The organism is Streptomyces coeruleofuscus (genome assembly GCF_039532725.1).
Classification (GTDB): domain Bacteria; phylum Actinomycetota; class Actinomycetes; order Streptomycetales; family Streptomycetaceae; genus Streptomyces; species Streptomyces coeruleofuscus.
The window spans coordinates 643,171-663,823 of sequence record NZ_BAAASE010000002.1 but is presented as its reverse complement, the minus strand read 5'-3'; the positions used below and the strand labels follow the sequence as shown (position 1 = coordinate 663,823).

Annotated in this window: 19 protein-coding genes; 10 read left to right on the top strand and 9 right to left on the bottom strand. The window is 68.1% G+C overall.

Annotated elements, in window-relative coordinates; all coding sequences use genetic code 11:
- Window positions 1-4 precede the first annotated feature (4 nt).
- Window positions 5-1,213: an MFS transporter gene (locus ABFX81_RS10120; protein ID WP_086847968.1), complete on the bottom strand. Its 1,209-nt coding sequence runs from the start codon at window positions 1,211-1,213 to the stop codon at window positions 5-7.
- A 143-nt stretch (window positions 1,214-1,356) separates the two neighbouring features.
- On the opposite strand from ABFX81_RS10120, the gene ABFX81_RS10115 reads away from it, so the two are divergent.
- Window positions 1,357-1,821, top strand: coding sequence for a MarR family winged helix-turn-helix transcriptional regulator (locus tag ABFX81_RS10115; protein WP_086847970.1), 465 nt, complete (start codon window positions 1,357-1,359; stop codon window positions 1,819-1,821).
- Between the two features lie 81 nt (window positions 1,822-1,902).
- The gene (locus tag ABFX81_RS10110; RefSeq protein ID WP_086847972.1) at window positions 1,903-2,355 is read left to right on the top strand and encodes a GNAT family N-acetyltransferase; all 453 of its coding nucleotides are present in this window, start codon (window positions 1,903-1,905) and stop codon (window positions 2,353-2,355) included.
- A gap of 59 nt (window positions 2,356-2,414) precedes the next feature.
- On the opposite strand, the gene ABFX81_RS10105 is transcribed toward ABFX81_RS10110, so the two are convergent.
- Both ABFX81_RS10105 and dnaB read right to left on the bottom strand, forming a co-directional pair.
- On the bottom strand, window positions 2,415-3,800 hold the full coding sequence (locus tag ABFX81_RS10105; protein ID WP_086847974.1) for a serine hydrolase: 1,386 nt from the start codon (window positions 3,798-3,800) through the stop codon (window positions 2,415-2,417).
- A 98-nt stretch (window positions 3,801-3,898) separates the two neighbouring features.
- The gene (gene dnaB, locus ABFX81_RS10100; RefSeq protein ID WP_086847976.1) at window positions 3,899-5,380 is read right to left on the bottom strand and encodes a replicative DNA helicase; all 1,482 of its coding nucleotides are present in this window, start codon (window positions 5,378-5,380) and stop codon (window positions 3,899-3,901) included.
- Between the two features lie 451 nt (window positions 5,381-5,831).
- On the opposite strand from dnaB, the gene ABFX81_RS10095 reads away from it, so the two are divergent.
- Window positions 5,832-7,178 (top strand): MATE family efflux transporter, encoded by a 1,347-nt coding sequence (locus ABFX81_RS10095; protein WP_086847978.1) that lies wholly within the window; start codon window positions 5,832-5,834, stop codon window positions 7,176-7,178.
- Between the two features lie 133 nt (window positions 7,179-7,311).
- Here the strand turns inward: ABFX81_RS10095 and rplI are convergent, their stop codons facing one another.
- The 4 genes from rplI to rpsF form a co-directional block, all read right to left on the bottom strand.
- A complete protein-coding gene (gene rplI, locus ABFX81_RS10090) occupies window positions 7,312-7,758 on the bottom strand; it encodes a 50S ribosomal protein L9 (protein ID WP_086599149.1) in 447 nt (148 codons plus the stop codon).
- Between the two features lie 18 nt (window positions 7,759-7,776).
- The gene (gene rpsR, locus ABFX81_RS10085) at window positions 7,777-8,013 is read right to left on the bottom strand and encodes a 30S ribosomal protein S18 (RefSeq protein WP_003949403.1); all 237 of its coding nucleotides are present in this window, start codon (window positions 8,011-8,013) and stop codon (window positions 7,777-7,779) included.
- 44 nt (window positions 8,014-8,057) lie between these two features.
- The gene (locus ABFX81_RS10080; protein WP_346137922.1) at window positions 8,058-8,648 is read right to left on the bottom strand and encodes a single-stranded DNA-binding protein; all 591 of its coding nucleotides are present in this window, start codon (window positions 8,646-8,648) and stop codon (window positions 8,058-8,060) included.
- A gap of 70 nt (window positions 8,649-8,718) precedes the next feature.
- Window positions 8,719-9,009, bottom strand: coding sequence for a 30S ribosomal protein S6 (rpsF, locus tag ABFX81_RS10075; protein ID WP_086846508.1), 291 nt, complete (start codon window positions 9,007-9,009; stop codon window positions 8,719-8,721).
- Window positions 9,010-9,273: 264 nt separating this feature from the next.
- On the opposite strand from rpsF, the gene ABFX81_RS10070 reads away from it, so the two are divergent.
- The 3 genes from ABFX81_RS10070 (at window position 9,274) to ABFX81_RS10060 (ending at window position 11,976) form a co-directional block, all read left to right on the top strand.
- Window positions 9,274-9,591: a hypothetical protein gene (locus tag ABFX81_RS10070; RefSeq protein WP_086846506.1), complete on the top strand. Its 318-nt coding sequence runs from the start codon at window positions 9,274-9,276 to the stop codon at window positions 9,589-9,591.
- Between the two features lie 166 nt (window positions 9,592-9,757).
- Entirely contained in the window at window positions 9,758-10,879 is a 1,122-nt protein-coding gene (gene femX, locus ABFX81_RS10065) for a peptidoglycan bridge formation glycyltransferase FemX (RefSeq protein ID WP_086846504.1), read from the top strand.
- Between the two features lie 65 nt (window positions 10,880-10,944).
- Entirely contained in the window at window positions 10,945-11,976 is a 1,032-nt protein-coding gene (locus ABFX81_RS10060) for an alanine racemase (protein WP_086846502.1), read from the top strand.
- Window positions 11,977-12,072: 96 nt separating this feature from the next.
- Here the strand turns inward: ABFX81_RS10060 and ABFX81_RS10055 are convergent, their stop codons facing one another.
- Together ABFX81_RS10055 and ABFX81_RS10050 are read right to left on the bottom strand one after the other, a co-directional pair.
- On the bottom strand, window positions 12,073-13,584 hold the full coding sequence (locus tag ABFX81_RS10055; RefSeq protein ID WP_086846500.1) for a glycosyltransferase 87 family protein: 1,512 nt from the start codon (window positions 13,582-13,584) through the stop codon (window positions 12,073-12,075).
- A gap of 121 nt (window positions 13,585-13,705) precedes the next feature.
- A complete protein-coding gene (locus ABFX81_RS10050) occupies window positions 13,706-16,351 on the bottom strand; it encodes a transglycosylase domain-containing protein (RefSeq protein WP_346137921.1) in 2,646 nt (881 codons plus the stop codon).
- Window positions 16,352-16,794: 443 nt separating this feature from the next.
- Between ABFX81_RS10050 and ABFX81_RS10045 the strand changes: the two genes are divergently transcribed.
- The 4 genes from ABFX81_RS10045 to ABFX81_RS10030 all read left to right on the top strand — a co-directional run bounded on the left by ABFX81_RS10045 (window position 16,795) and on the right by ABFX81_RS10030 (window position 20,583).
- The gene (locus ABFX81_RS10045) at window positions 16,795-17,469 is read left to right on the top strand and encodes a helix-turn-helix transcriptional regulator (protein WP_086846496.1); all 675 of its coding nucleotides are present in this window, start codon (window positions 16,795-16,797) and stop codon (window positions 17,467-17,469) included.
- A 45-nt stretch (window positions 17,470-17,514) separates the two neighbouring features.
- On the top strand, window positions 17,515-18,597 hold the full coding sequence (locus tag ABFX81_RS10040; protein ID WP_086846495.1) for an inositol-3-phosphate synthase: 1,083 nt from the start codon (window positions 17,515-17,517) through the stop codon (window positions 18,595-18,597).
- An 89-nt stretch (window positions 18,598-18,686) separates the two neighbouring features.
- A complete protein-coding gene (locus tag ABFX81_RS10035) occupies window positions 18,687-19,949 on the top strand; it encodes an MFS transporter (RefSeq protein ID WP_086846493.1) in 1,263 nt (420 codons plus the stop codon).
- Window positions 19,950-20,073: 124 nt separating this feature from the next.
- Window positions 20,074-20,583, top strand: a complete 510-nt coding sequence (locus tag ABFX81_RS10030) for a DUF1720 domain-containing protein (protein WP_086846491.1) — start codon at window positions 20,074-20,076, stop codon at window positions 20,581-20,583.
- Window positions 20,584-20,653: the final 70 nt, after the last annotated feature.

Below are 20,653 nucleotides of genomic sequence, written 5' to 3'. Positions count from 1 at the left end.
TGGCTCAGTGGTGGATGGCGGCCCGCTGCTCGGCCGACGCGGACCCCGTGACGACGGTGCTGGGAGCTCCGGCGCGGCGTTCGAGGGCGGACGAGACGAGGGCCAGGCCCAGGGCTCCCGCGGCCAGGACGGCACCGACCCAGTTGGGGGCGGTGTAGCCGAAGCCCGCCGCGATCACGAGGCCGCCGAGCCAAGCGGACAGAGCGTTGCCGAGGTTGAAGGCGCCGATGTTCACGGCGGAGGCCAGCGTCGGCGCGCCGTGCGCCTGGTCGAGGACCCGCTTCTGGAGCGGCGGGACGCTGGCGAAGCCCAGGGCGCCGATCAGGGTGATCGTGACGGCCGACAGCAGCTTGTTGTGCGCGGTGAGGGTGAACAGCGCCAGGACGACGGCCAGAGCGCCCAGGGAGACGTACAGCATGGGCATGAGGGCGCGGTCGGCGAACTTGCCGCCCACGAGGTTGCCGCCGACCATGCCGAGACCGAAGAGGACCAGCAGCCAGGTGACGGAGCCGTCGGCGAAGCCCGCGGTGTGGGTCATCATCGGGGCGATGTAAGTGATGGCCGCGAAGACGCCGCCGAAGCCGAGGACGGTCATCGCCATCGCGAGCAGCACCTGCACGTTCTTGAAGGCGGCGAGTTCGTGCCGCAGGCGCACCCCCTCCGGCTTGGGCATGTCGGGGACGAGCCGGGCGATGCCGGCCAGGCCGACGACGCCGAGGGCGGCGACGATGCCGAAGGTCACCCGCCAGCCGACGGACTGCCCGACGAGCGTGCCCAGTGGAACGCCGACGACGTTGGCGACGGTCAGGCCCGTGAACATCATCGCGATGGCTCCGGCCTTCTTGTCCGGGGCGACGAGGTCCGCCGCGACGACCGAGCCGATCCCGAAGAAGGCGCCGTGGGCCAGCGAGGCGACGATCCGGCCGATCAGCATGACGGCGAAGGCGGGAGCGAGTGCCGAGAGCAGGTTGCCGACGATGAACAGGCCCATCAGCAGCATCAGGATCCGCTTGCGGGAGACCTTGGTGCCCAGAACGGTCATCAGCGGGGCGCCGAACATGACACCGAGGGCGTAGCCGGTCACCAGGTAGCCGGCGGTGGGGATGGAAACCCCGTAGTCGCCCGCGACCTCGGGCAGCAACCCCATGATCACGAACTCGGTCGTGCCGATCCCGAAGGCCCCGATCGCGAGGGCCAGAAGCGCGAGAGGCATGGAGGGGTACACCTTCCCAGACGATTGCAGGAGCGCTTTGCGTGCGCTTACAATAGTTGCACACGCGGGCTAACTGCAAGCGCCGTCAATTGCAGGACTGCTCTATCCTGGGTGTCAGCCGCTCCGGGACGGAGGAAACGCCAATGACAGCGACGGACCCCGCGCTCACCGCTCTCGCCCAGAGCTGGTGCGCCCTCTCCCTGCTGCACGGGAGGATCGAGGCCCGCATCGAGCGCGCTCTCCAGGCCAAGCACGACCTCAGCGCGCGCGAGTACTCCCTGCTCGACGTGCTCAGCCGGCAGCACGACGGAGACGGTGGCCATCTCCAGATGAAGCAGGTCGCCGACGCGGTCGTCCTCAGCCAGAGCGCCACCACACGTCTGGTCACCCGACTCGAGGACCGCGGCCTCCTGGAGCGCTACCTGTGCCCCACCGACCGCCGGGGCATCTACACGAACGTCACCGAGGCAGGCCTCAAGCTGCTCGAAGAAGCCCGGCCGACCAACGACGCCGCCCTGCGCGCGGCCCTCGACGAGGCGGCGAAGAATCCGGAGCTGGCCCCGCTGGTCCGGGTCGTGGAGACGCTGAAGGCTCCGGTGCCCGCTTAGAGTCCGCTCGCACCGGCCGTCCCGCGCAGGATCCGGCCGTTGCTGCGCAGCGCCCGGTCGTTGCTGCGTAGGGTGCGGCCCATGGGAGATCTTGAGATACGCCCCGCGACCGCCGACGACCTACCCGCGATCGTCGGCATGCTCGCGGACGACCCGCTGGGCGCACAGCGCGAGTCACCCGACGACCTCACCCCGTATCTGGCCGCGCTGGAGCGGCTCAGCGCCGATCCGAACCAGCGCTTGGTCGTGGCGGTTCGGGAAGGCCGCGTCGTCGGCACGCTCCAGCTCACGATCATTCCCGGGCTCTCCCGACGCGGTGCCACCAGGTCGATCATCGAAGGCGTACGCGTCCATGCCGAAGAGCGCGGCAGCGGTCTGGGAACACAGCTCATCGAGTGGGCGATCGATGAATCCCGGCGTCAGGGCTGCCAATTGGTCCAGCTGACCTCCGACAACACACGAACCGACGCACATCGCTTCTACGAACGGCTCGGCTTCACGGCCTCCCACACGGGCTTCAAGCTCTCGTTGTGACCGACGTGGGGGGGGAGGGCCTGTTTCACGTGAAACAGGCCCTCCCTCCACGTCACCGTCTAACCGATCCCTCGCCAGCCCTCAGGGTCGACCCCGCCCGGCACAGGAGCCCCTTCGTCGTACGGCTGACGCGTGAACACGAACGAACCGAGGTCCAGATGGCTCACGGACCCGTCCGGCCGCCGTACGGCCTTCAGCAGCTCTCCCGCGTAGTAACCCTCCAGGCCGGTCCAGGTGCCGTCGCCGTTCGGTCGGAACCGCGAGCGTCGCCCGTTGCCGGACAACGGCTCCAATGAAGCGAGTCCGTCGGCCGTGAGCCGCAGGGCGAAGGCATACGTGCCCCAGTACCACTGCCCCGTCAGCTCCAGCCTCGACGGGTCGACGTCACTCAGTGGCCTCCATGGGGCGGGGATGCGCGGCTCCGCGTCGGCAACGATACGGACGAGATCGGCGGCGACGCCGGACACCAGCGGACCCGAGGTGCAGTTGGCCAGCACGACCGCCGCCACGTCGTCCTCCACGCTGATGCTCACATTCGCCAGGAAGCCCGGCAGGGATCCGCTGTGCCCTACGAGCAGCCGGCCGTGCCTGCGCTGAATCTGCATGCCGAGGCCGTAGGCGTCACCGGACATCACTTCCGCGGCTTCCGCCGGTGCCGCCGGGGTCCGCATCTCCCGCAGGGACTCGGCACTCAGCACCCTCTCGTCGCCCCTCACCAGGAAGGCCGCGAACCGGGCCAGATCTGCCGTGGTCGACCAGAGTTGACCGGCGGGTGCCATACGACCGAGGTCCTCGGCGGGCTCGGGCAGCAATACGTCGGCCCACGGGTGCACGGCCCAGCCACCCGCGTGCGGGGCCCGCGGTCGCACGCCCGTCCGGTCGAGCCCCAGTGGTTCGAGCACTTCACGCCGTAGTGCCTCGTCCCAGGAGCTCCCCCGCAGCTCCTCGACGAGCGCGCCCAGCAACGTGTAGCCAGGGTTCGAGTAGTGGTGCCGTCGGCCGACGGGGTGCAGAAGAGGCTGCTCACCGAGCACGTCGGACAGTCCGGGCCGCAGGGATCCGGGCGTGCGCTCCCACCACGGACCGGGCGACTCGGCCGCCAGCCCGCCCGTGTGCGCGAGCAGTTCGGCGATCGTGGCCTCCCCCGCGCCGGTGCCCGGCACGTACTTCTCCAGTGGATCCCCGAGCCCGAGCAGTCCCTCGTCCCGCAGGCGCATCACGAGAACGGCGGTGAAGGTCTTGGTGATCGAGCCGATGCGGTACTGGACGTGCTCGTCGGGCTCTTCCCCGTCGACCGATGTCCTGGCGCCGTGCCACACCGCCCGCCCGTCCCGGACAACGGCCGCGACCAGCGACGGGGCCCGCCCCTGTGTCTGTGCCACGGCGATCCGGTGCAGCAGCGCACGACTCGTTGCGGGAAGCAGTTCTTCCTTGGGTGTCGTCATGGCCCAAGTCCACCTGGCCCGGACCGGCGAGTCGACCTCATTTCGCCGCCGGTGCAGGGCCCCAAGGAGCGTGTCAGATGCGGCCACGGCCAACCGGCTCAGGTCTGCGCCATGTCCACGAACCGCGAGTAGTGGCCCTGGAAGGCGACCGTGATCGTCGCCGTCGGGCCGTTTCGGTGCTTGGCCACGATCAAGTCCGCCTCGCCCGCGCGCGGCGACTCCTTCTCGTAGGCGTCCTCGCGGTGCAGCAGGATGACCATGTCGGCATCCTGCTCGATGGAACCGGACTCACGCAGGTCGGAGACCATCGGCTTCTTGTCCGTGCGCTGCTCGGGACCACGGTTCAGCTGGGAGAGCGCGATGACCGGGATTTCCAGCTCCTTGGCCAGCAGCTTGAGGTTACGGGACATGTCCGAGACCTCCTGCTGACGGCTCTCAGCACGCTTGGAACCGCCGGACTGCATCAACTGGAGGTAGTCGATGACCACCAGCCGCAGGTCGTTCCGCTGCTTGAGGCGGCGGCACTTGGCGCGGATCTCCATCATCGACAGGTTCGGGGAGTCGTCGATGTAGAGCGGGGCCGCCGAGACGTCCGGCATCCGCCGGGCCAGGCGGGTCCAGTCCTCGTCCGTCATCGTGCCCGACCGCATGTGGTGCAGGGCGACCCGGGCTTCGGCGGACAGCAGACGCATCGCGATCTCGTTGCGCCCCATTTCGAGCGAGAAGATCACGCTCGGCAGATTGTTCTTGATCGAGGCGGCCCGCGCGAAGTCCAGCGCGAGCGTGGACTTCCCCATGGCGGGACGCGCGGCGATGACGATCATCTGGCCCGGGTGCAGCCCGTTCGTGAGCGAGTCGAAGTCCGTGAACCCCGTGGGCACACCGGTCATCTCACCGCTGCGCGAGCCGATCGCCTCGATCTCGTCGAGCGCGCCCTCCATGATGTCGCCGAGCGGCAGATAGTCCTCGCTGGTGCGCTGCTCGGTGACCGCGTAGACCTCCGCCTGGGCGCGGTTGACGATCTCGTCGACGTCGTCGTCGGCCGCGTATCCCATCTGCGTGATGCGTGTGCCCGCCTCGACCAGGCGACGCAGCACGGCCCGCTCATGGACGATCTCCGCGTAGTAGGCGGCGTTGGCGGCCGTGGGCACCGTCTGGACGAGGGTGTGCAGATAGGAGGCTCCGCCGACCTTGTTGATCTCACCGCGCTTGGTGAGCTCGGCGGCGATCGTGATGGGGTCGGCCGGCTCGCCCTTGGCGTAGACGTCGAGGACGGCCTGGTAGATCGTCTCGTGGGCCGGCTTGTAGAAGTCGTGGCCCTTGAGGATCTCGACGACGTCGGCGATGGCGTCCTTGGAGAGCAGCATGCCGCCGAGGACGGACTGCTCGGCCTCGATGTCCTGCGGCGGTACCCGCTCGAACGCCGGGGCGGCGCCCCCGTCCCATGCCCCGCTGTCCCTGCCCCGCTCATGCTGCTCGTCGCGGCCCCGGGCTCCATCGCCACGTCGGCGGGAGGCGGGCAGACGATCACTGGGACCGCTGTCGGCCCACGGGTCGTCCAAGGGCTCGGAAATGCTCACCGAGCCACCTCCTCCCGTCCGCCGCAGCAGACCTCGCCGTGCCCCTCTGTTCTACGGCACGGCACTGACAAATGAGACGCCCAACTCCGGTTAGCCAACGCCGGTTTTGTGACGCTTTGGAAACCGGCGGACGGAGCGGGCGCCGGACCACGTTAGGCCTGTCGGCACGCTCAGCCAATCTGGTTATCCACAGGCCATGTGGACGACGGCCCAGATGCTGTGGAGAACTCCTCAAAACCTGTGCACGACCCGGTGGACAGCCCTGTGAACAAGCACCGAGTCGTCTCCGGCGGACGTCTCTGACCTGCGCATTTGCCGTCCACCGGCTGTGCAGAAGAAAAACTTTCCCCACTGGCGCAAGATCGCTTCGAATGGTGCACAGCAGTGCGTACCGCTGGACGGAAGGTAAGGGGCGCAAAACCTTTGCATCTCTTACCTGTGGACGATTAGATTGGTGCACATGACACAGGCCCCCGCGCGTCACCGAACCGGCCGGAGACAGCACGACCGAGAGATCGTCTCGTTGGCCGTGCCGGCCTTCGGCTCTCTCGTCGCCGAGCCCCTCTTCCTCATGGCCGACACCGCGATCGTGGGCCATCTGGGCACGGCCCAACTCGCCGGCCTCGGCGTCGCCTCGGCCCTGCTGATGACCGCCGTCAGTGTCTTCGTCTTCCTCGCCTACGCCACGACAGCGGCGGTCGCCCGCCGCGTCGGCGCGGGCGACCTCCAGGCCGCCATCCGCCAGGGCATGGACGGCATCTGGCTGGCACTGCTCCTCGGCGCTGCCGTCGTCGCCATCGTCATACCGACGGCGTCCGGCGTCGTGGACCTTTTCGGCGCCTCGGACGCGGCGGCTCCCTACGCCACCACGTACCTGCGCATCTCGGCGCTCGGCATACCGGCCATGCTCGTCGTACTCGCCGCGACCGGTGTCCTGCGCGGCCTCCAGGACACCAAGACTCCTCTCTACGTCGCCATCGCCGGCTTCGTCGCCAACGGTGCTCTCAACGCAGGGCTCGTCTACGGCGCCGACCTGGGGATCGCCGGATCCGCCTGGGGCACCGTCATCGCCCAGTGGGGCATGGCCGTGGTCTATCTCGTGGTCGTTGTGCGCGGTGCGCGCAAGCACGGTGCCTCGCTCCGCCCGGACGCCGCCGGGATCAGGGCCTCTGCACAGGCCGGTGCGCCCCTGCTGGTTCGCACCCTCTCCCTGCGGGCAATCCTGATGATCGCCACGGCCGTCGCCGCCCGTCTCGGTGATGCCGACATCGCCGCACACCAGATCATCCTGTCCCTGTGGAGCCTGCTCGCCTTCGCCCTGGACGCCATCGCCATCGCGGGACAGGCCATCATCGGGCGCTACCTCGGAGCCGGTGACGCACAAGGCGCCCGCGAAGCATGCCGTCGCATGGTCGAGTGGGGGATCGCCGTCGGAGTCGTCCTCGGCATCCTCGTCGTCATCGCCCGCCCGGCATTCCTGCCCCTGTTCACCAGTGACTCCGCGGTCAAGGACGCGGCGCTGCCCGCCCTGCTCATCGTCGCCCTCTCACAGCCGATCTCCGGCATTGTCTTCGTCCTGGACGGAGTCCTGATGGGCGCCGGCGACGGCCCCTACCTGGCCTGGGCGATGCTGCTCACTCTCGCGGTCTTCGCCCCGGTCGCCCTGCTGGTGCCGGTACTGGGCGGCGGGCTCACCGCCCTGTGGGCCACCATGACGCTGATGATGACCGTCCGGATGGCGACGCTGTGGCTCCGAACCCGCTCGGGCCGCTGGATCGTGACGGGCGCGACCCGCTGACCGACGGGCTCCGCGTTGACTGTTTCACGTGAAACACCGTGTTTCACGTGAAACACGATGGCGCCGAAACGGCGATGGGGCCGCACCCCGAAGGGTGCGACCCCATCGCTCACTGCCTCAGCGAGCGCGACACTCAGGCCGCGACGACCTCGATGTTGACCTTGGCGGCAACCTCGGGGTGCAGACGCACGGACGTCTCGTGAGCGCCCAGCGTCTTGATCGGCGAGCCCAGCTCGATGCGGCGCTTGTCGACCTCGGGGCCACCGGAAGCCTTGATCGCGGAAGCGATGTCGGCCGGGGTGACGGAACCGAAGAGACGACCGGCGTCGCCGGAGCGGACGGCCAGACGAACCTTGACCGCCTCGAGCTGGCCCTTGATCTGGTTGGCCTGCTCGATGGTCTGGATCTCGTGGATCTTGCGAGCACGACGGATCTGCTCGACGTCCTTCTCGCCACCCTTGGTCCAGCGGATAGCGAAGTTCCGCGGGATCAGGTAGTTGCGAGCGTAACCGTCCTTGACGTCGACGACGTCGCCCGCGGCACCGAGGCCGGAGACCTCGTGGGTGAGGATGATCTTCATGTGTCGGTCACCCTTCCCTTATCGCGCGGTGGAGGTGTAGGGCAGCAGCGCCATCTCACGGCTGTTCTTCACGGCCGTGGCGACGTCACGCTGGTGCTGGGTGCAGTTGCCGGTCACGCGGCGGGCACGGATCTTGCCGCGGTCGGAAATGAACTTCCGCAGCATGTTCGTGTCCTTGTAGTCCACGTACGTGACCTTGTCCTTGCAGAAAGCGCAGACCTTCTTCTTCGGCTTGCGCACAGGCGGCTTCGCCATGGTGTATCTCCTGTGTGATCAAGAAGTTGGGGTGCGAACCCGCCCTAGAAGGGGGGTTCGTCCGAGTAGCCGCCGCCACCGCCGCTGCCGCCGGAGCCACCGCCCCAGCCGCCGCCACCGCCCTGGTTGCCACCGGCGGGAGCGCCGGTCGCCCACGGGTCGTCGGCGGGAGCGCCGCCGCCCTGCTGGCCGCCACCGGGGCCGCCGCCCCAGCCGCCGCCACCCTGGCCGCCGCCACCACCGCCGCCGTAGCCGCCCTGGCCACCGCGGCCGGTGGTCTTGGTGACCTTGGCCGTGGCGTTGCGCAGGCTGGCGCCGACTTCTTCGACGTCCAGCTCGTAGACCGTGCGCTTGACGCCCTCACGGTCCTCGTAGGACCGCTGCTTCAGCCGGCCCTGCACGATGACGCGCATGCCTCGCTGGAGCGACTCGGCGACGTTCTCCGCCGCCTGACGCCAGACCGAGCAGGTCAGGAACAGGCTCTCGCCGTCCTTCCACTCGTTCGTCTGGCGGTCGAAGGTGCGGGGAGTGGACGCGACACGGAACTTCGCGACGGCCGCACCGGAGGGGGTGAAGCGCAGCTCGGGGTCGTCGACAAGATTGCCGACCACCGTGATGACGGTCTCGCCTGCCATGGGGAACCTCTCGGCGGGTTTGCTCTGGCTGCTTGCTACTCGAATCCCGGGATCAGCTGAGCGTGGAAGCTCAGTGCATCTCGGGACGGAGGACCTTGGTCCGGAGGACCGACTCGTTCAGGTTCATCTGGCGGTCGAGCTCCTTGACGACCGCAGGCTCGGCCTGCAGGTCGATGACCGAGTAGATGCCCTCGGGCTTCTTCTTGATCTCGTACGCGAGACGACGACGGCCCCAAGTGTCGATCTTCTCGACCTTTCCGCCGCCGTCACGGACGACAGACAGGAAGTTCTCGATCAACGGAGAGACAGCGCGCTCCTCGACCTCGGGGTCGAGGATGACCATCACCTCGTAGTGACGCATGTGGAACCCACCTCCTTTGGACTCAGCGGCCACGGTCGTTCCGTGGCAGGAGGGTTGTGATGCGTAGGCAACGGTATCGGCCACCACTGACAATCGGGGGTTCTCTGGAGAAGCCCCTGCCGTGACATGGGCAGACACCGGTGCGGACGGTACAGACTACCCGCATAGCGGCTTGCGGTTGAAATCCGGCCGTCAGGGCAGCCAATCTGTACACATCGGGTGTGTATGGCGCTACGTTGCGCCGACTTTCGCAGGAGGTGCCCTATGGCACAGGCATTGCGACCCAACACCGCCGGCGGCCTCTTCGCCACGGACGGCAAGCCCCACCCCCTCCAGGACACCCTGCTCGCGGTGACCCTGGTGCTGGGCATCACGTCGTTCATCACGGCACTGGTCGACGAGGACCTGCATCTGCTGAGCTCCTGGACCGGCCTGGTGGGCATTCTCACCGGCGCGTACGGCCAGTGGGTCTCGGAGACGACCCGGGAGCGCTTCGGCCTGATCCTCGGCCTCGGTGCCGCGGGCGTCGGGTTCTTCCTGGGCATGGCGCACGGCGGTCTCTTCGGCGGTCTCCTCGACTGACGCCAGGGACACTCCTTCCGAACACTGAGTGCCGTCCCGGCCGTTCACGGGCCGGGGCGAAGGTTCCGTACGCCCAACCGGCGCGCATCCAAGGCGCAGTAGGCTTCGCGCGAGAGCCGGAGCCCCTGACCCTATGGGGACACACCAGCCCGAGGAGCGCCCCGAAATGAGCCTGACCCTGAGGACCATCAGTCGAGAGCAGCATCTGGCCTACATCCAGAGCCTGCCGTCGGCGAGCCACATGCAGGTCCCGGCCTGGGCTGACGTCAAGGCGGAGTGGCGCTCCGAGAACCTCGGGTGGTTCGACGACAGGACGGGCGAGCTGGTCGGTGCCGGCCTGGTCCTCTACCGGCAGCTCCCCAAGATCAAGCGCTACCTCGCCTACCTGCCCGAGGGCCCGGTCATCAACTGGTTCGCGCCGAATCTGCAGGAATGGCTCGAACCGATGCTGGCGCACCTGAAGCAGCAGGGCGCCTTCTCCGTGAAGATGGGCCCGCCGGTGATCATCCGGCGCTGGGAGGCCCCCTCCATCAAGGCGGGCATCCAGAACCCGGACGTCAAGCGCCTGCGTGACATCGAGGCCGACCACATCGAGCCGCGCGCCTTCGAGGTGGCCGACAAGCTGCGCCGCATGGGCTGGCAGCAGGGCGAGGACGGCGGCGCCGGCTTCGGCGACGTCCAGCCCCGCTACGTGTACCAGGTGCCGCTGGCGAACCGCTCCCTGGAAGAGGTCCACAAGAACTTCAACCAGCTGTGGCGCCGCAACATCAAGAAGGCCGAGAAGGCCGGCGTCGAGGTCGTCCAGGGCGGCTACCAGGACCTCGAGGAATGGCAGCGGCTGTACGAGATCACGGCCGTGCGCGACCACTTCCGGCCGCGCCCGCTGTCGTACTTCCAGCGCATGTGGACGGCCCTCAACAGCGAGGACCCCAACCGCATGCGGCTGTACTTCGCCCGGCACAACGGCGTGAACCTGTCGGCGGCGACGATGCTGATCGTCGGTGGGCACGTCTGGTACTCCTACGGCGCCTCCGACAACATCGGCCGCGAGGTCCGGCCCTCGAACGCGATGCAGTGGCGGATGCTGCGCGACGCCTACGCGCTCGGCGCCACCGTCTACGACCTGCGCGGTATCTCCGACTCGCTGGACGAGACCGACCACCTCTTCGGTCTGATCCAGTTCAAGGTGGGCACGGGCGGGCAGGCCGCCGAGTACCTCGGCGAGTGGGACTTCCCGCTGAACAAGCTGCTGCACAAGGCGCTCGACATCTACATGTCGCGCCGCTGATGTCACGTTCAGTGCTTCCATACCTCTGATACACGGCAACCACCAGAAAGGTTCCAGGTCCGGCCATGGCGCTCACGCTCTACGTCGACACCGCGCGCTGGCGGGCGCACCACAAGCACGTGCAGGAGCAGTTCCCCGGCCTCGTGCCGGTCTGCAAGGGCAACGGCTACGGCTTCGGGCACGAGCGGCTGGCTGAGGAGGCCACGCGGCTGGGCTCGGACGTCCTCGCCGTCGGCACGACGTACGAGGCCGCCCGGATCAAGGACTGGTTCGGCGGTGACCTGCTGGTGCTGACGCCGTACCGGCGCGGCGAGGAGCCCGTGCCCCTGCCGGACCGGGTCATCCGCTCGGTGTCGTCGATAGACGGCGTGTACGGCCTCGTCGGCGCCCGTGTGGTGATCGAGGTGATGTCCTCGATGAAGCGGCACGGCATCGGCGAGCAGGATCTGTCCCAGCTGCACGCCGCCATCGAGAACATCCGTCTGGAAGGCTTCGCGATCCACCTGCCGCTGGACCGCACCGACGGCTCGGACGCGGTCGAGGAGGTCATCGGCTGGATGGACCGGCTGCGCGCCGCCCGGCTGCCTCTGCACACCATGTTCGTCAGCCACCTCAAGGCCGAGGAACTCATCCGTCTCCAGCAGCAGTTCCCGCAGACGCGGTTCCGCGCCCGCATCGGCACGCGGCTGTGGCTGGGGGACCACGAGGCCACCGAGTACCGCGGCGCGGTCCTGGACGTCACGCGCGTGGCCAAGGGCGAGCGCTTCGGCTACCGGCAGCAGAAGGCGGCCTCCGACGGCTTCCTGGTGGTCGTGGCGGGCGGTACGTCGCACGGGGTGGGCCTGGAGGCCCCCAAGGCGCTGCACGGCGTCATGCCGCGCGCCAAGGGCGTCGCCCGGGCCGGCCTCGCGACGGTCAACCGGAACCTTTCTCCGTTCGTCTGGGGCGGCAAGCAGCGCTGGTTCGCCGAGCCGCCGCACATGCAGGTGTCGATCCTGTTCGTGCCCGCGGACGCCCCGGAGCCGAAGGTCGGCGAGGAGCTGGTGGCCCATCTGCGGCACACCACCACGCAGTTCGACCGGCTCATGGACCGCTGACCGGCGTTCGCACCGACGGGCCCGGCACAGCAAGCACAGTCGGCACAGCAAAAAGGCCGTACACGGTAACCGTGTACGGCCTTTCGCATCGTTCGCTCAGAGCGAACCGCCCGTGGCGCCCCGCCTGCCCCATTCGACCTGCGGCCCCTCGAACTGAGCGGCCGCGTGCCGGGCGGGTCGGGCCGCAGGGCCGAGTACGAAGACGTCCTGAGCGCCGTCGAGCACTCCGCCCGAGGGATCGTCGTCCCCGGACCGGCGCACCGGGTCCCGGTCCGGCATGAAGATGTCGCGCACGACCATGACGCACAGGTACAGCGTGCCCAGCAGGTGCAGGCCGATGGCCCAGTGGTACCCGTCGGTGGGCAGCCCCTTATGTGCGTCTCCGCTGGTCGTGTACGCGAGGTACATCCAGATCCCCAGGAAGTACGCCACCTCGCAGACCTGCCAGATCAGGAAGTCCCGCCACTTCGGCCGGGCCAGGGCGGCCAGGGGCACCAGCCACAGGACGTACTGCGGCGAGTAGACCTTGTTGGTGAGGATGAACGCCGCGACGATCAGGAAAGCGAGCTGGGCGAACCGCGGGCGGCGCGGAGCGGTCAGCGCGAGCACCGCGACACCCGCGCAGCACACCAGCATCAGCAGCGTGGCGAGCGTGTTGACGGTGTCGGTGCTGAGCGGGTCGTCCGAGTTCTGGGCCATGATCAGCCAGAAGGAGCCGAAGTCGACGCCCCGTTCCTGGCTGAACGTGTAGAACTTCGACCAGCCCTCGAACGCGAAGAGCATCACCGGCCCGTTCACGACGACCCAGGCGACGATCGCACCGCCCACAGCCGCCCCGAACTCACGCCACTTGCCCGCGCGCCAGCACAGCACCAGCAGCGGCCCGAGGATCAGGAAGGGATAGAGCTTGGCGGCCGTGGCGAGTCCCAGCAGGACGCCGAAGGCGAGGGAGCGGCCACGCGACCACATCAGCATCGCCGCGGCCGTGAGGGCCACCGCCAGCAGGTCCCAGTTGATGGTCGCCGTCAGCGCGGCGGCTGGCGCGAGGGCGACGAGCAGACCGTCCCAGGGACGCCGGGCATGCGTGCGGGTCACGCACACGGCGATGACCGCCGCGCACGCCATCAGCATTCCGGCGTTGACCATCCAGTACCACTGCTCCTGGTCCTGGATGGTGCCGCTGCCGGGCGTGAGCCAGGAGGCGACCTCCATGAAGACGCCGGTGAGCACCGGGTACTCCAGGTACTGCATGTCGCCGGGGAGCTTGTCGAAGTACGGCACGAGCCCGTCGGCGAAGCCACGCCCCTGGTAGAGGTGCGGGATGTCCGAGTAACACGCGTGCGTGTACTGGGAGCTGGCTCCGAAGAACCAGGCGCCGTTGTAGCAGGGCGCCTTCTGTACCAGGCCTAGGGCGAACATGCCGATCGCCACCAGCGCGATCACCCGCACGGGAGTCCACCAGGACGCCCCGAGCAGGGCACGCCGCCCGAGCGGGCCGCCGATCAGCTCGCTGCCGGCCGCGGCGACCTCGTCCTCGTGGGTCGGCCGCACCGGGTCCGGCTCGTGGACGCTCGCTTGCGTCGATTCTGCACTGGCCATGCCGCACATCCTGCCGTACGCGTCTGTCCATACGCCGAGGGCCGCCGCACCGGGTAGGTGCGGCGGCCCCTGTTTCACGTGAAACACCTTCGCGTTTCACGTGAAACACCCAAGCCGGGCGATCGGTCGGCTATCCCTCGGGGCCTCCGAAGAAGCCGCCGTTGCCGTTGCCCCTGGTGTTGCCGCCGTCCTGGCTAGTATCGCTCGGCGAGGGCGAGGGCGACACGTCTCCGCCTGTACCGCCGCCGTTCTCCGTACCGCCGTCGTCCTCGCAGCCGAAGAACCCACAGGTGTCACTCGGCGAGGGCGACGGAAGCGTCGGGGTCTCGCTGGGCGTCGCGCTCGGCGACGAGGACGGGGTTTCGCTGGGGGTGATGCTCGGGGTCGGGGTCGGCGACGGAGCACCCAATGCGTCCTGGATCTCGCCGATCTTCTCGGCCTCCGGGAAGCCGGGGTCGGGCTCGCCGTCCAGCGCGGCCTTCATGTACTCGGTCCACACCTCGGTGGGGGTGTCACCACCGTGGATGGACTTCTCACCCGCCGTGCCGTTCATGGAGAGCAGCTTGGCGCTCTTGGGATCCTCACGGAACATCGCGATCGAGGTCGACAGCTGCTTGGTGTAGCCGACGAACCAGGCGGACTTGTTCTCGTCCGTCGTACCGGTCTTGCCGGCCGCCGTACGGCCCAGGGCCAGGGCCTTCTTACCCGTACCGTTCTGGATGACGTTCTCCAGAGTGGCCGTGACGTTGTTCGCCACATTCTCGGGCATCGCCTGCGTGATGCGCGGCTTGTCGAAGCCTTCGACTTCCTGGCCATTGAACTTGACGCTGGTCACCGAGTACGGGGCGGCCTGCTTGCCGGCGGCGGCGAACGTCGCGTAGGCGTCGGCCATACGGATCGCGCTGGGAGTCGACGTACCGAGCGCGAACGACGGATTGAGCTCCTGCACCATGCTCTGGTCCAGGATCCCGGACCGCTTGGCGACCTCCCGCACCCGGGCCATGCCCACATCCACGCCGAGCTGCACGAACGGCGTGTTGACAGACTGCTCCATCGCCTTGCGCAAGGTGATGTAGCCCCACGGGTAGTCACTCTCGTTCTGCTGACGGAAAGTCGAGTTGTCCTTGCGCAGGTAATAGGAGCCGTCCGGCTTCCTGACCTTCAGGTCGTCGTTGCCGTTGTACTTGCTGAGCGGCGAGAGAGGACCGTCGCTCCGGTAGGTGCCGTGCTCCATGGCGGCGGCGAGTACGAACGGCTTCCACGTCGATCCGACGGGGACACCCGAGGTGTCCGCGTTGTTGTTGAAGTGGCCCTTCTCGTAACCCGCGCCACCGTAGAGCGCGACGATCGCGCCGTCCTTGGGCTTCACCGACGCCGCGCCGAACTGGACGTGCTTGTCCAGCTCACGATTCTCCGGGTCCAGTTTGTCCTGCTCGACCTTCTTCACGGCCTTGGCCAGGGCCTCGACCTTGCTCTTCTCGAAGGTCGTCTTGATCTGGTAGCCGCCCTGGTCGAACTGCTTCTCCGTGATGTCGGAGTTGTTCAGGACGTACTTCTTGGCCGTGTCCACCAGGTAGCTGATCTGGCCGCTCATGCCCTTGGTCGCCTTGCGGCCCTGGGGCATGGGGTACTCCTTGATCGCCTCCTGGTACTGGGCGTCCGTGAGCTTCTTGTCGTTGTGCATCTGCTGCAGGATCCAGCCCCAGCGCTCTTTGGACCGCTTGGTGTTGGCCTTTTTCGATGCTGCGGGGTCGAGGCTCGCGTTGCCCGCCGGGTCGTAGTACGTCGGGCCCTTGAGCAGCGCGGCGAGGAAGGCGCACTCGCTCGGCTCGAGTTTCTCCGCGTCCTTGCCGTAGTAGGTCTGAGCGGCGGCCTGGATGCCGTAGGCGCCACGGCCGTAGTACGAGGTGTTGAGGTACCCCCGGAGGATCTCGTCCTTGGTGAGCTTCGTGCCCACCTTGATCGAGATGAACATCTCCTTGAACTTACGGGTGACCGTCTGTTCCTGGCTCAGGTAGGTGTTCTTGACGAACTGCTGCGTGATCGTCGAGCCGCCCTGGGTGTCGCCGCCCCGGGCCATGTTCGCCAGGGCCCGGGCGATGCCCATCGGGTCGACGCCCGAGTCGTCGTAGAAGGTCTTGTTCTCGGCGGAGATCACCGCCTGCTGCATGGCCTTGGGGATCTTGTCGATCGTGACGTTCTGCCGGTTCTGGCCGCTGCCCGTCGCGACCATCTGCTTGCCGTTCGACCAGTAGTAGACGTTGTTCTGCGACAGGGCCGCCGCGTTCTCCTCGTTGGGGACGCCCACCATGGCGTACCCGATGCCCGCCACGGCCACCAGGCTGCCGAAGAAGCCGATACACAGACCGGAGACGAGCTTCCAGGACGGCATCCAGCGCTGCCAGCCGTACTTGCCGGCCCGCGGATAGTCGATCAGCCGCTTCTTGTCGGGGAAGGCAGCCGCACGGCCCCTGCCTCGCCCGGGCCCGGCCGGCCCGCCGGGAGCGGCGCGTCGGCCACCACGGCCCGGTTCGGCCGCTCTGCGGCGGCCGCCTCCGGTACTTCTCTGCGCCGCACGACGGGCCTCGGCACGGCCGCCGTACGCACGCTCCTCACCCCCCGCGTCATAGGAGCCCGACCCATAGGAGTCGGACGGAGACCCGGTGGCGCCTCGCGGGGCCGCGCGGCGGCCGGGGGACGAGCCGGACTGGCCGCGTCGGGCCGCGGCACGTCCGCCTCCCTGCGGCTGCGGCGGTTTGCGACGGTGCTCGCTCATCGAACGACTACTCCTCGGGCAGGCGCACCCTTGCGCGCCTGGAAACGGCGGCTGGTTTCCGGTCCCCCCGAAGTACGGATGCGGTCGGCCCCGCATTCATCGGTCCCGCATGCACCCGTACTACACCGAAGACGACGACGCTCTCAGGCGTCACTTGGTTCCCGGTGATGTGCATGGCGCACAGACTACGCACCGCCAAAACCTGCCGAGGACTGAACCTCACCTCAAATCAGGCACTCGCGTCCGATGAATCGGTGGTGTGATCCCGTTCACCTCACCCCCTCTTGTCGCATCCGGAAGGCCGTTCTATCGTCGTGATGTATCGAGTCGATACATCAGCGCGACACATCGGTCCGACACATCGGGTTGGCATACCAGTCCGAGACCCCCGGACCGAGACATCAGCCCGGGACATCGGGTACCGCGGCAGAGAGGAGGCGACGATGAGCCGGCGTTCCGGGATCCTCGAGTTCGCCGTACTCGGCCTGCTCCGCGAATCTCCGATGCACGGCTATGAGCTGCGCAAACGACTCAACACGTCACTGGGTGTGTTCCGTGCGTTCAGCTACGGGACGCTCTACCCCTGCCTCAAGACGCTGGTCGCCAACGGCTGGCTGATCGAGGAGCCGGGGAACGACGCCGAGGCCGCTCCCCTCACCGGCCGCCGCGCCAAGATCGTCTACCGGTTGACGGCGGAGGGCAAGGAGCACTTCGAGCAGCTGCTCTCACAGACCGGGCCCGACGCGTACGAGGACGAGACATTCGCCGCCCGTTTCGCTTTCTTCGGGCAAACCTCACGCGATGTGCGCATGCGCGTGCTGGAGGGCCGCCGCAGCCGGCTGGAGGAGCGTCTGGAGAAGATGCGCCTCTCCCTGGCCCGGACCCGGGAGCGCCTCGACGACTACACGCTTGAGCTCCAGCGCCACGGGATGGAGTCCGTGGAGCGCGAAGTGCGCTGGCTGAACGAGCTCATCGAGAGCGAGCGGGCGGGGCGGGACCTGAAAGGTCCGGCCTCCGGGGAGCCCGGTTCGCGTGACACCACATCTGGAGCGTCGGGCGGCCTGCCCCGGCCGGGGGACGACCCCCGTCCGGATACGCCTGACGACACCGCCACGTGAGAGCCCGTTGAAGGGCCTCACTCGTACACACAGGGAGCAACCGGAATGGGTTCGGTTCGCGTAGCCATCGTCGGTGTGGGCAACTGCGCCGCATCGCTGGTGCAGGGAGTCGAGTACTACAAGGACGCCGACCCGGCGTCCAAGGTGCCGGGCCTGATGCACGTCCAGTTCGGCGACTACCACGTCAGCGACGTCGAGTTCGTCGCCGCGTTCGACGTGGACGCCAAGAAGGTCGGTCTCGACCTGGCGGACGCCATCGGCGCCTCCGAGAACAACACCATCAAGATCTGCGACGTACCCAGCACCGGCGTGACGGTGCAGCGCGGCCACACCCTCGACGGCCTCGGCAAGTACTACCGCGAGACCATCGAGGAGTCCGCCGAGGAGCCGGTCGACGTCGTCCAGGTCCTCAAGGACAAGCAGGTCGACGTCCTCGTCTGCTACCTGCCCGTCGGCTCCGAGGACGCGGCGAAGTTCTACGCCCAGTGCGCCATCGACGCCAAGGTCGCCTTCGTCAACGCCCTGCCGGTCTTCATCGCCGGCACCAAGGAGTGGGCGGACAAGTTCACCGCGGCGGGCGTCCCGATCGTCGGCGACGACATCAAGTCCCAGGTCGGCGCCACCATCACGCACCGCGTCATGGCGAAACTGTTCGAGGACCGGGGCGTCGTCCTGGACCGCACGATGCAGCTGAACGTCGGCGGCAACATGGACTTCAAGAACATGCTGGAGCGCGACCGCCTGGAGTCCAAGAAGATCTCCAAGACGCAGGCCGTCACCTCCCAGATCCGCGACCGCGACATGGGCGCGGACAACGTCCACATCGGCCCGTCCGACTACGTGGCCTGGCTCGACGACCGCAAGTGGGCCTACGTCCGCCTGGAGGGCCGCGCGTTCGGTGACGTCCCGCTGAACCTGGAGTACAAGCTCGAGGTCTGGGACTCCCCGAACTCCGCCGGCGTCATCATCGACGCCCTGCGCGCCGCGAAGATCGCCAAGGACCGCGGCATCGGCGGCCCCGTGCTCTCCGCGTCGAGCTACTTCATGAAGTCCCCGCCCGTCCAGTACTACGACGACGAGGCCCGCGAGAACGTCGAGAAGTTCATCAAGGGTGAGGTCGAGCGCTGAGGCGCCGCAACCAGTCGCTCCTGCCAGGGCTGTGAGGGTCCCCGGGTCGTACGACCCGGGGACCCTCTCCGTATGTGAGGCTGTGCCCCATGGCCGTCGTCCGTGACCTGCGTGTCCTGTTGCGTTTCCAGGGCTTCAGGCGCCTGCTCGGCGTGCGCCTGCTCTCCCAGGGCGCTGACGGCGTCTACCAGGTCTCGCTCGCCGCGTACGTGGTCTTCTCCCCGGAGAAACAGACCTCGGCAGCCGCGGTCGCCTCCGCCATGGCGGTGCTGCTGCTCCCGTACTCCCTCGTCGGCCCCTTCGCCGGTGTCCTGCTGGACCGCTGGCGGCGCCGCCAGGTCCTGCTGTACGGCAGCCTGCTGCGCGCCCTGCTGGCTGCCGCCACGGCTCTGCTGATACTCAGTCCGGCTCCGGACTGGCTCTTCTACGTCTCCGCCCTGTGCGTCACCGCCGTCAACCGTTTCGTCCTCTCCGGCCTGTCCGCCGCGCTGCCCCGTGTGGTCGACGCCGAGCGCCTCGTCCTCGCCAACTCCCTGTCCCCGACTGCCGGGACGCTGGCGGCGACCGTGGGCGGCGGTGTCGCCTTCGCCGTTCGTCTGTTCGTGGCGGACTCCGATGCCGCCGTGGTGCTCGTGGGAGCCGGGCTGTATCTGTGCGCCGCCCTGGCGTCGCTCAGCATGGCGCGTGAACTCCTGGGCCCCGACCGGACCTTGGTGGGCGAGCGGATCGGTACGGCTCTCAGAGGCACCGCTCGCGACCTGGTGGCGGGGGTACGTCACCTGGCCGCGCCGCAGCGCCGGGAAGCGGCCTGGGCGCTCGTGGCGATGGCCCTGATGCGCTTCTGCTACGGCGCCCTGCTGGTGATGCTGCTGATGCTCTGCCGGTACGCGCTCACCACGACCACGGACGACGGACTCGCCCTGCTGGGGCTGGCGTTGGGTGTCTCCGGCGCCGGCTTCTTCGCGGCGGCCGTGGTGACGCCCTGGACCGCCGGCCGGCTCGGGCCGGGCCGCTGGATCGTCGTGTGCGCGGGGGCCGCCGCGCTCCTGGAGCCCGCTCTGGGACTGCCGTTCGCCACTGCCCCTCTGCTGGCCGCGGCCTTCGTCCTGGGTCTGATCACCCAGGGGGCGAAGATCTCCACGGACACGATCGTCCAGTCCTCCGTCGAGGACGGCTTCCGTGGCCGGATCTTCTCGGTCTACGACGTCCTTTTCAACGTCGCTTTCGTCGGAGCCGCCGCCGTCGCCGCCCTGATGTTGCCGCCGGACGGCCGATCCGTGCCTCTGGTGATCACGATCGCCGTTATCTACGCGGCAGTAGCTGTAGCTATGGGCCGGTTTGGCCGCCAGTAAGTGTCACATCAATGACACAGAGCCACATCTGACTACTGCGGTGTCAGTGGGGACCGATAACTTACGTGGGTCTTATCTCGCGACATGTTCGCGTCATTCACCCATGTTCAAGGGGGACACCCAAGTGACTACTCCGCCGCCCCAGGGCAACCCGTTCGCGCAGGGCCAGCCCGCGGGTCAGCCCCAGGCTCCGTACCCGCCGCAGGGGGGCTACCCCCAGCAGCCCGGCCAGCCTGGCTTCCCGCCCCAGGGAGCGGCTCCGTACGCGCCGGTTCCGCCGCAGCCGACCGGCCGCAAGCTCAGCTTCAAGACCATCAAGAACATCGCCATCGTCATCGCGGTGGCGAGCATCGCCATCGGCGGCTACATAGCCAGCCGGGACGACGCCAAGACGGCGGCCGTCGGCGACTGCATGCACCGCGGCAGCACCAACGACAACAACCCGGACCTCGAGGTCGTCGAGTGCAGCGACGCGAAGGCTCAGTTCGAGGTGCTGGCCAAGATCGAGGGCAAGTTCCTCACGGACACCCTGGCCTCCAGCAAGTGCGAGGCGGAAGCCAAGGGCTTCCAGTACGTGTACACCGAGAGCGGTGACGGCAAGGACTTCCTGCTCTGCCTGAAGGACAAGAAGTAAGGCAGACACAGCGAGGGGCGGTGTTTCACGTGAAACACCGCCCCTCGGCCCGTCCCTCGGGGTCATGTTT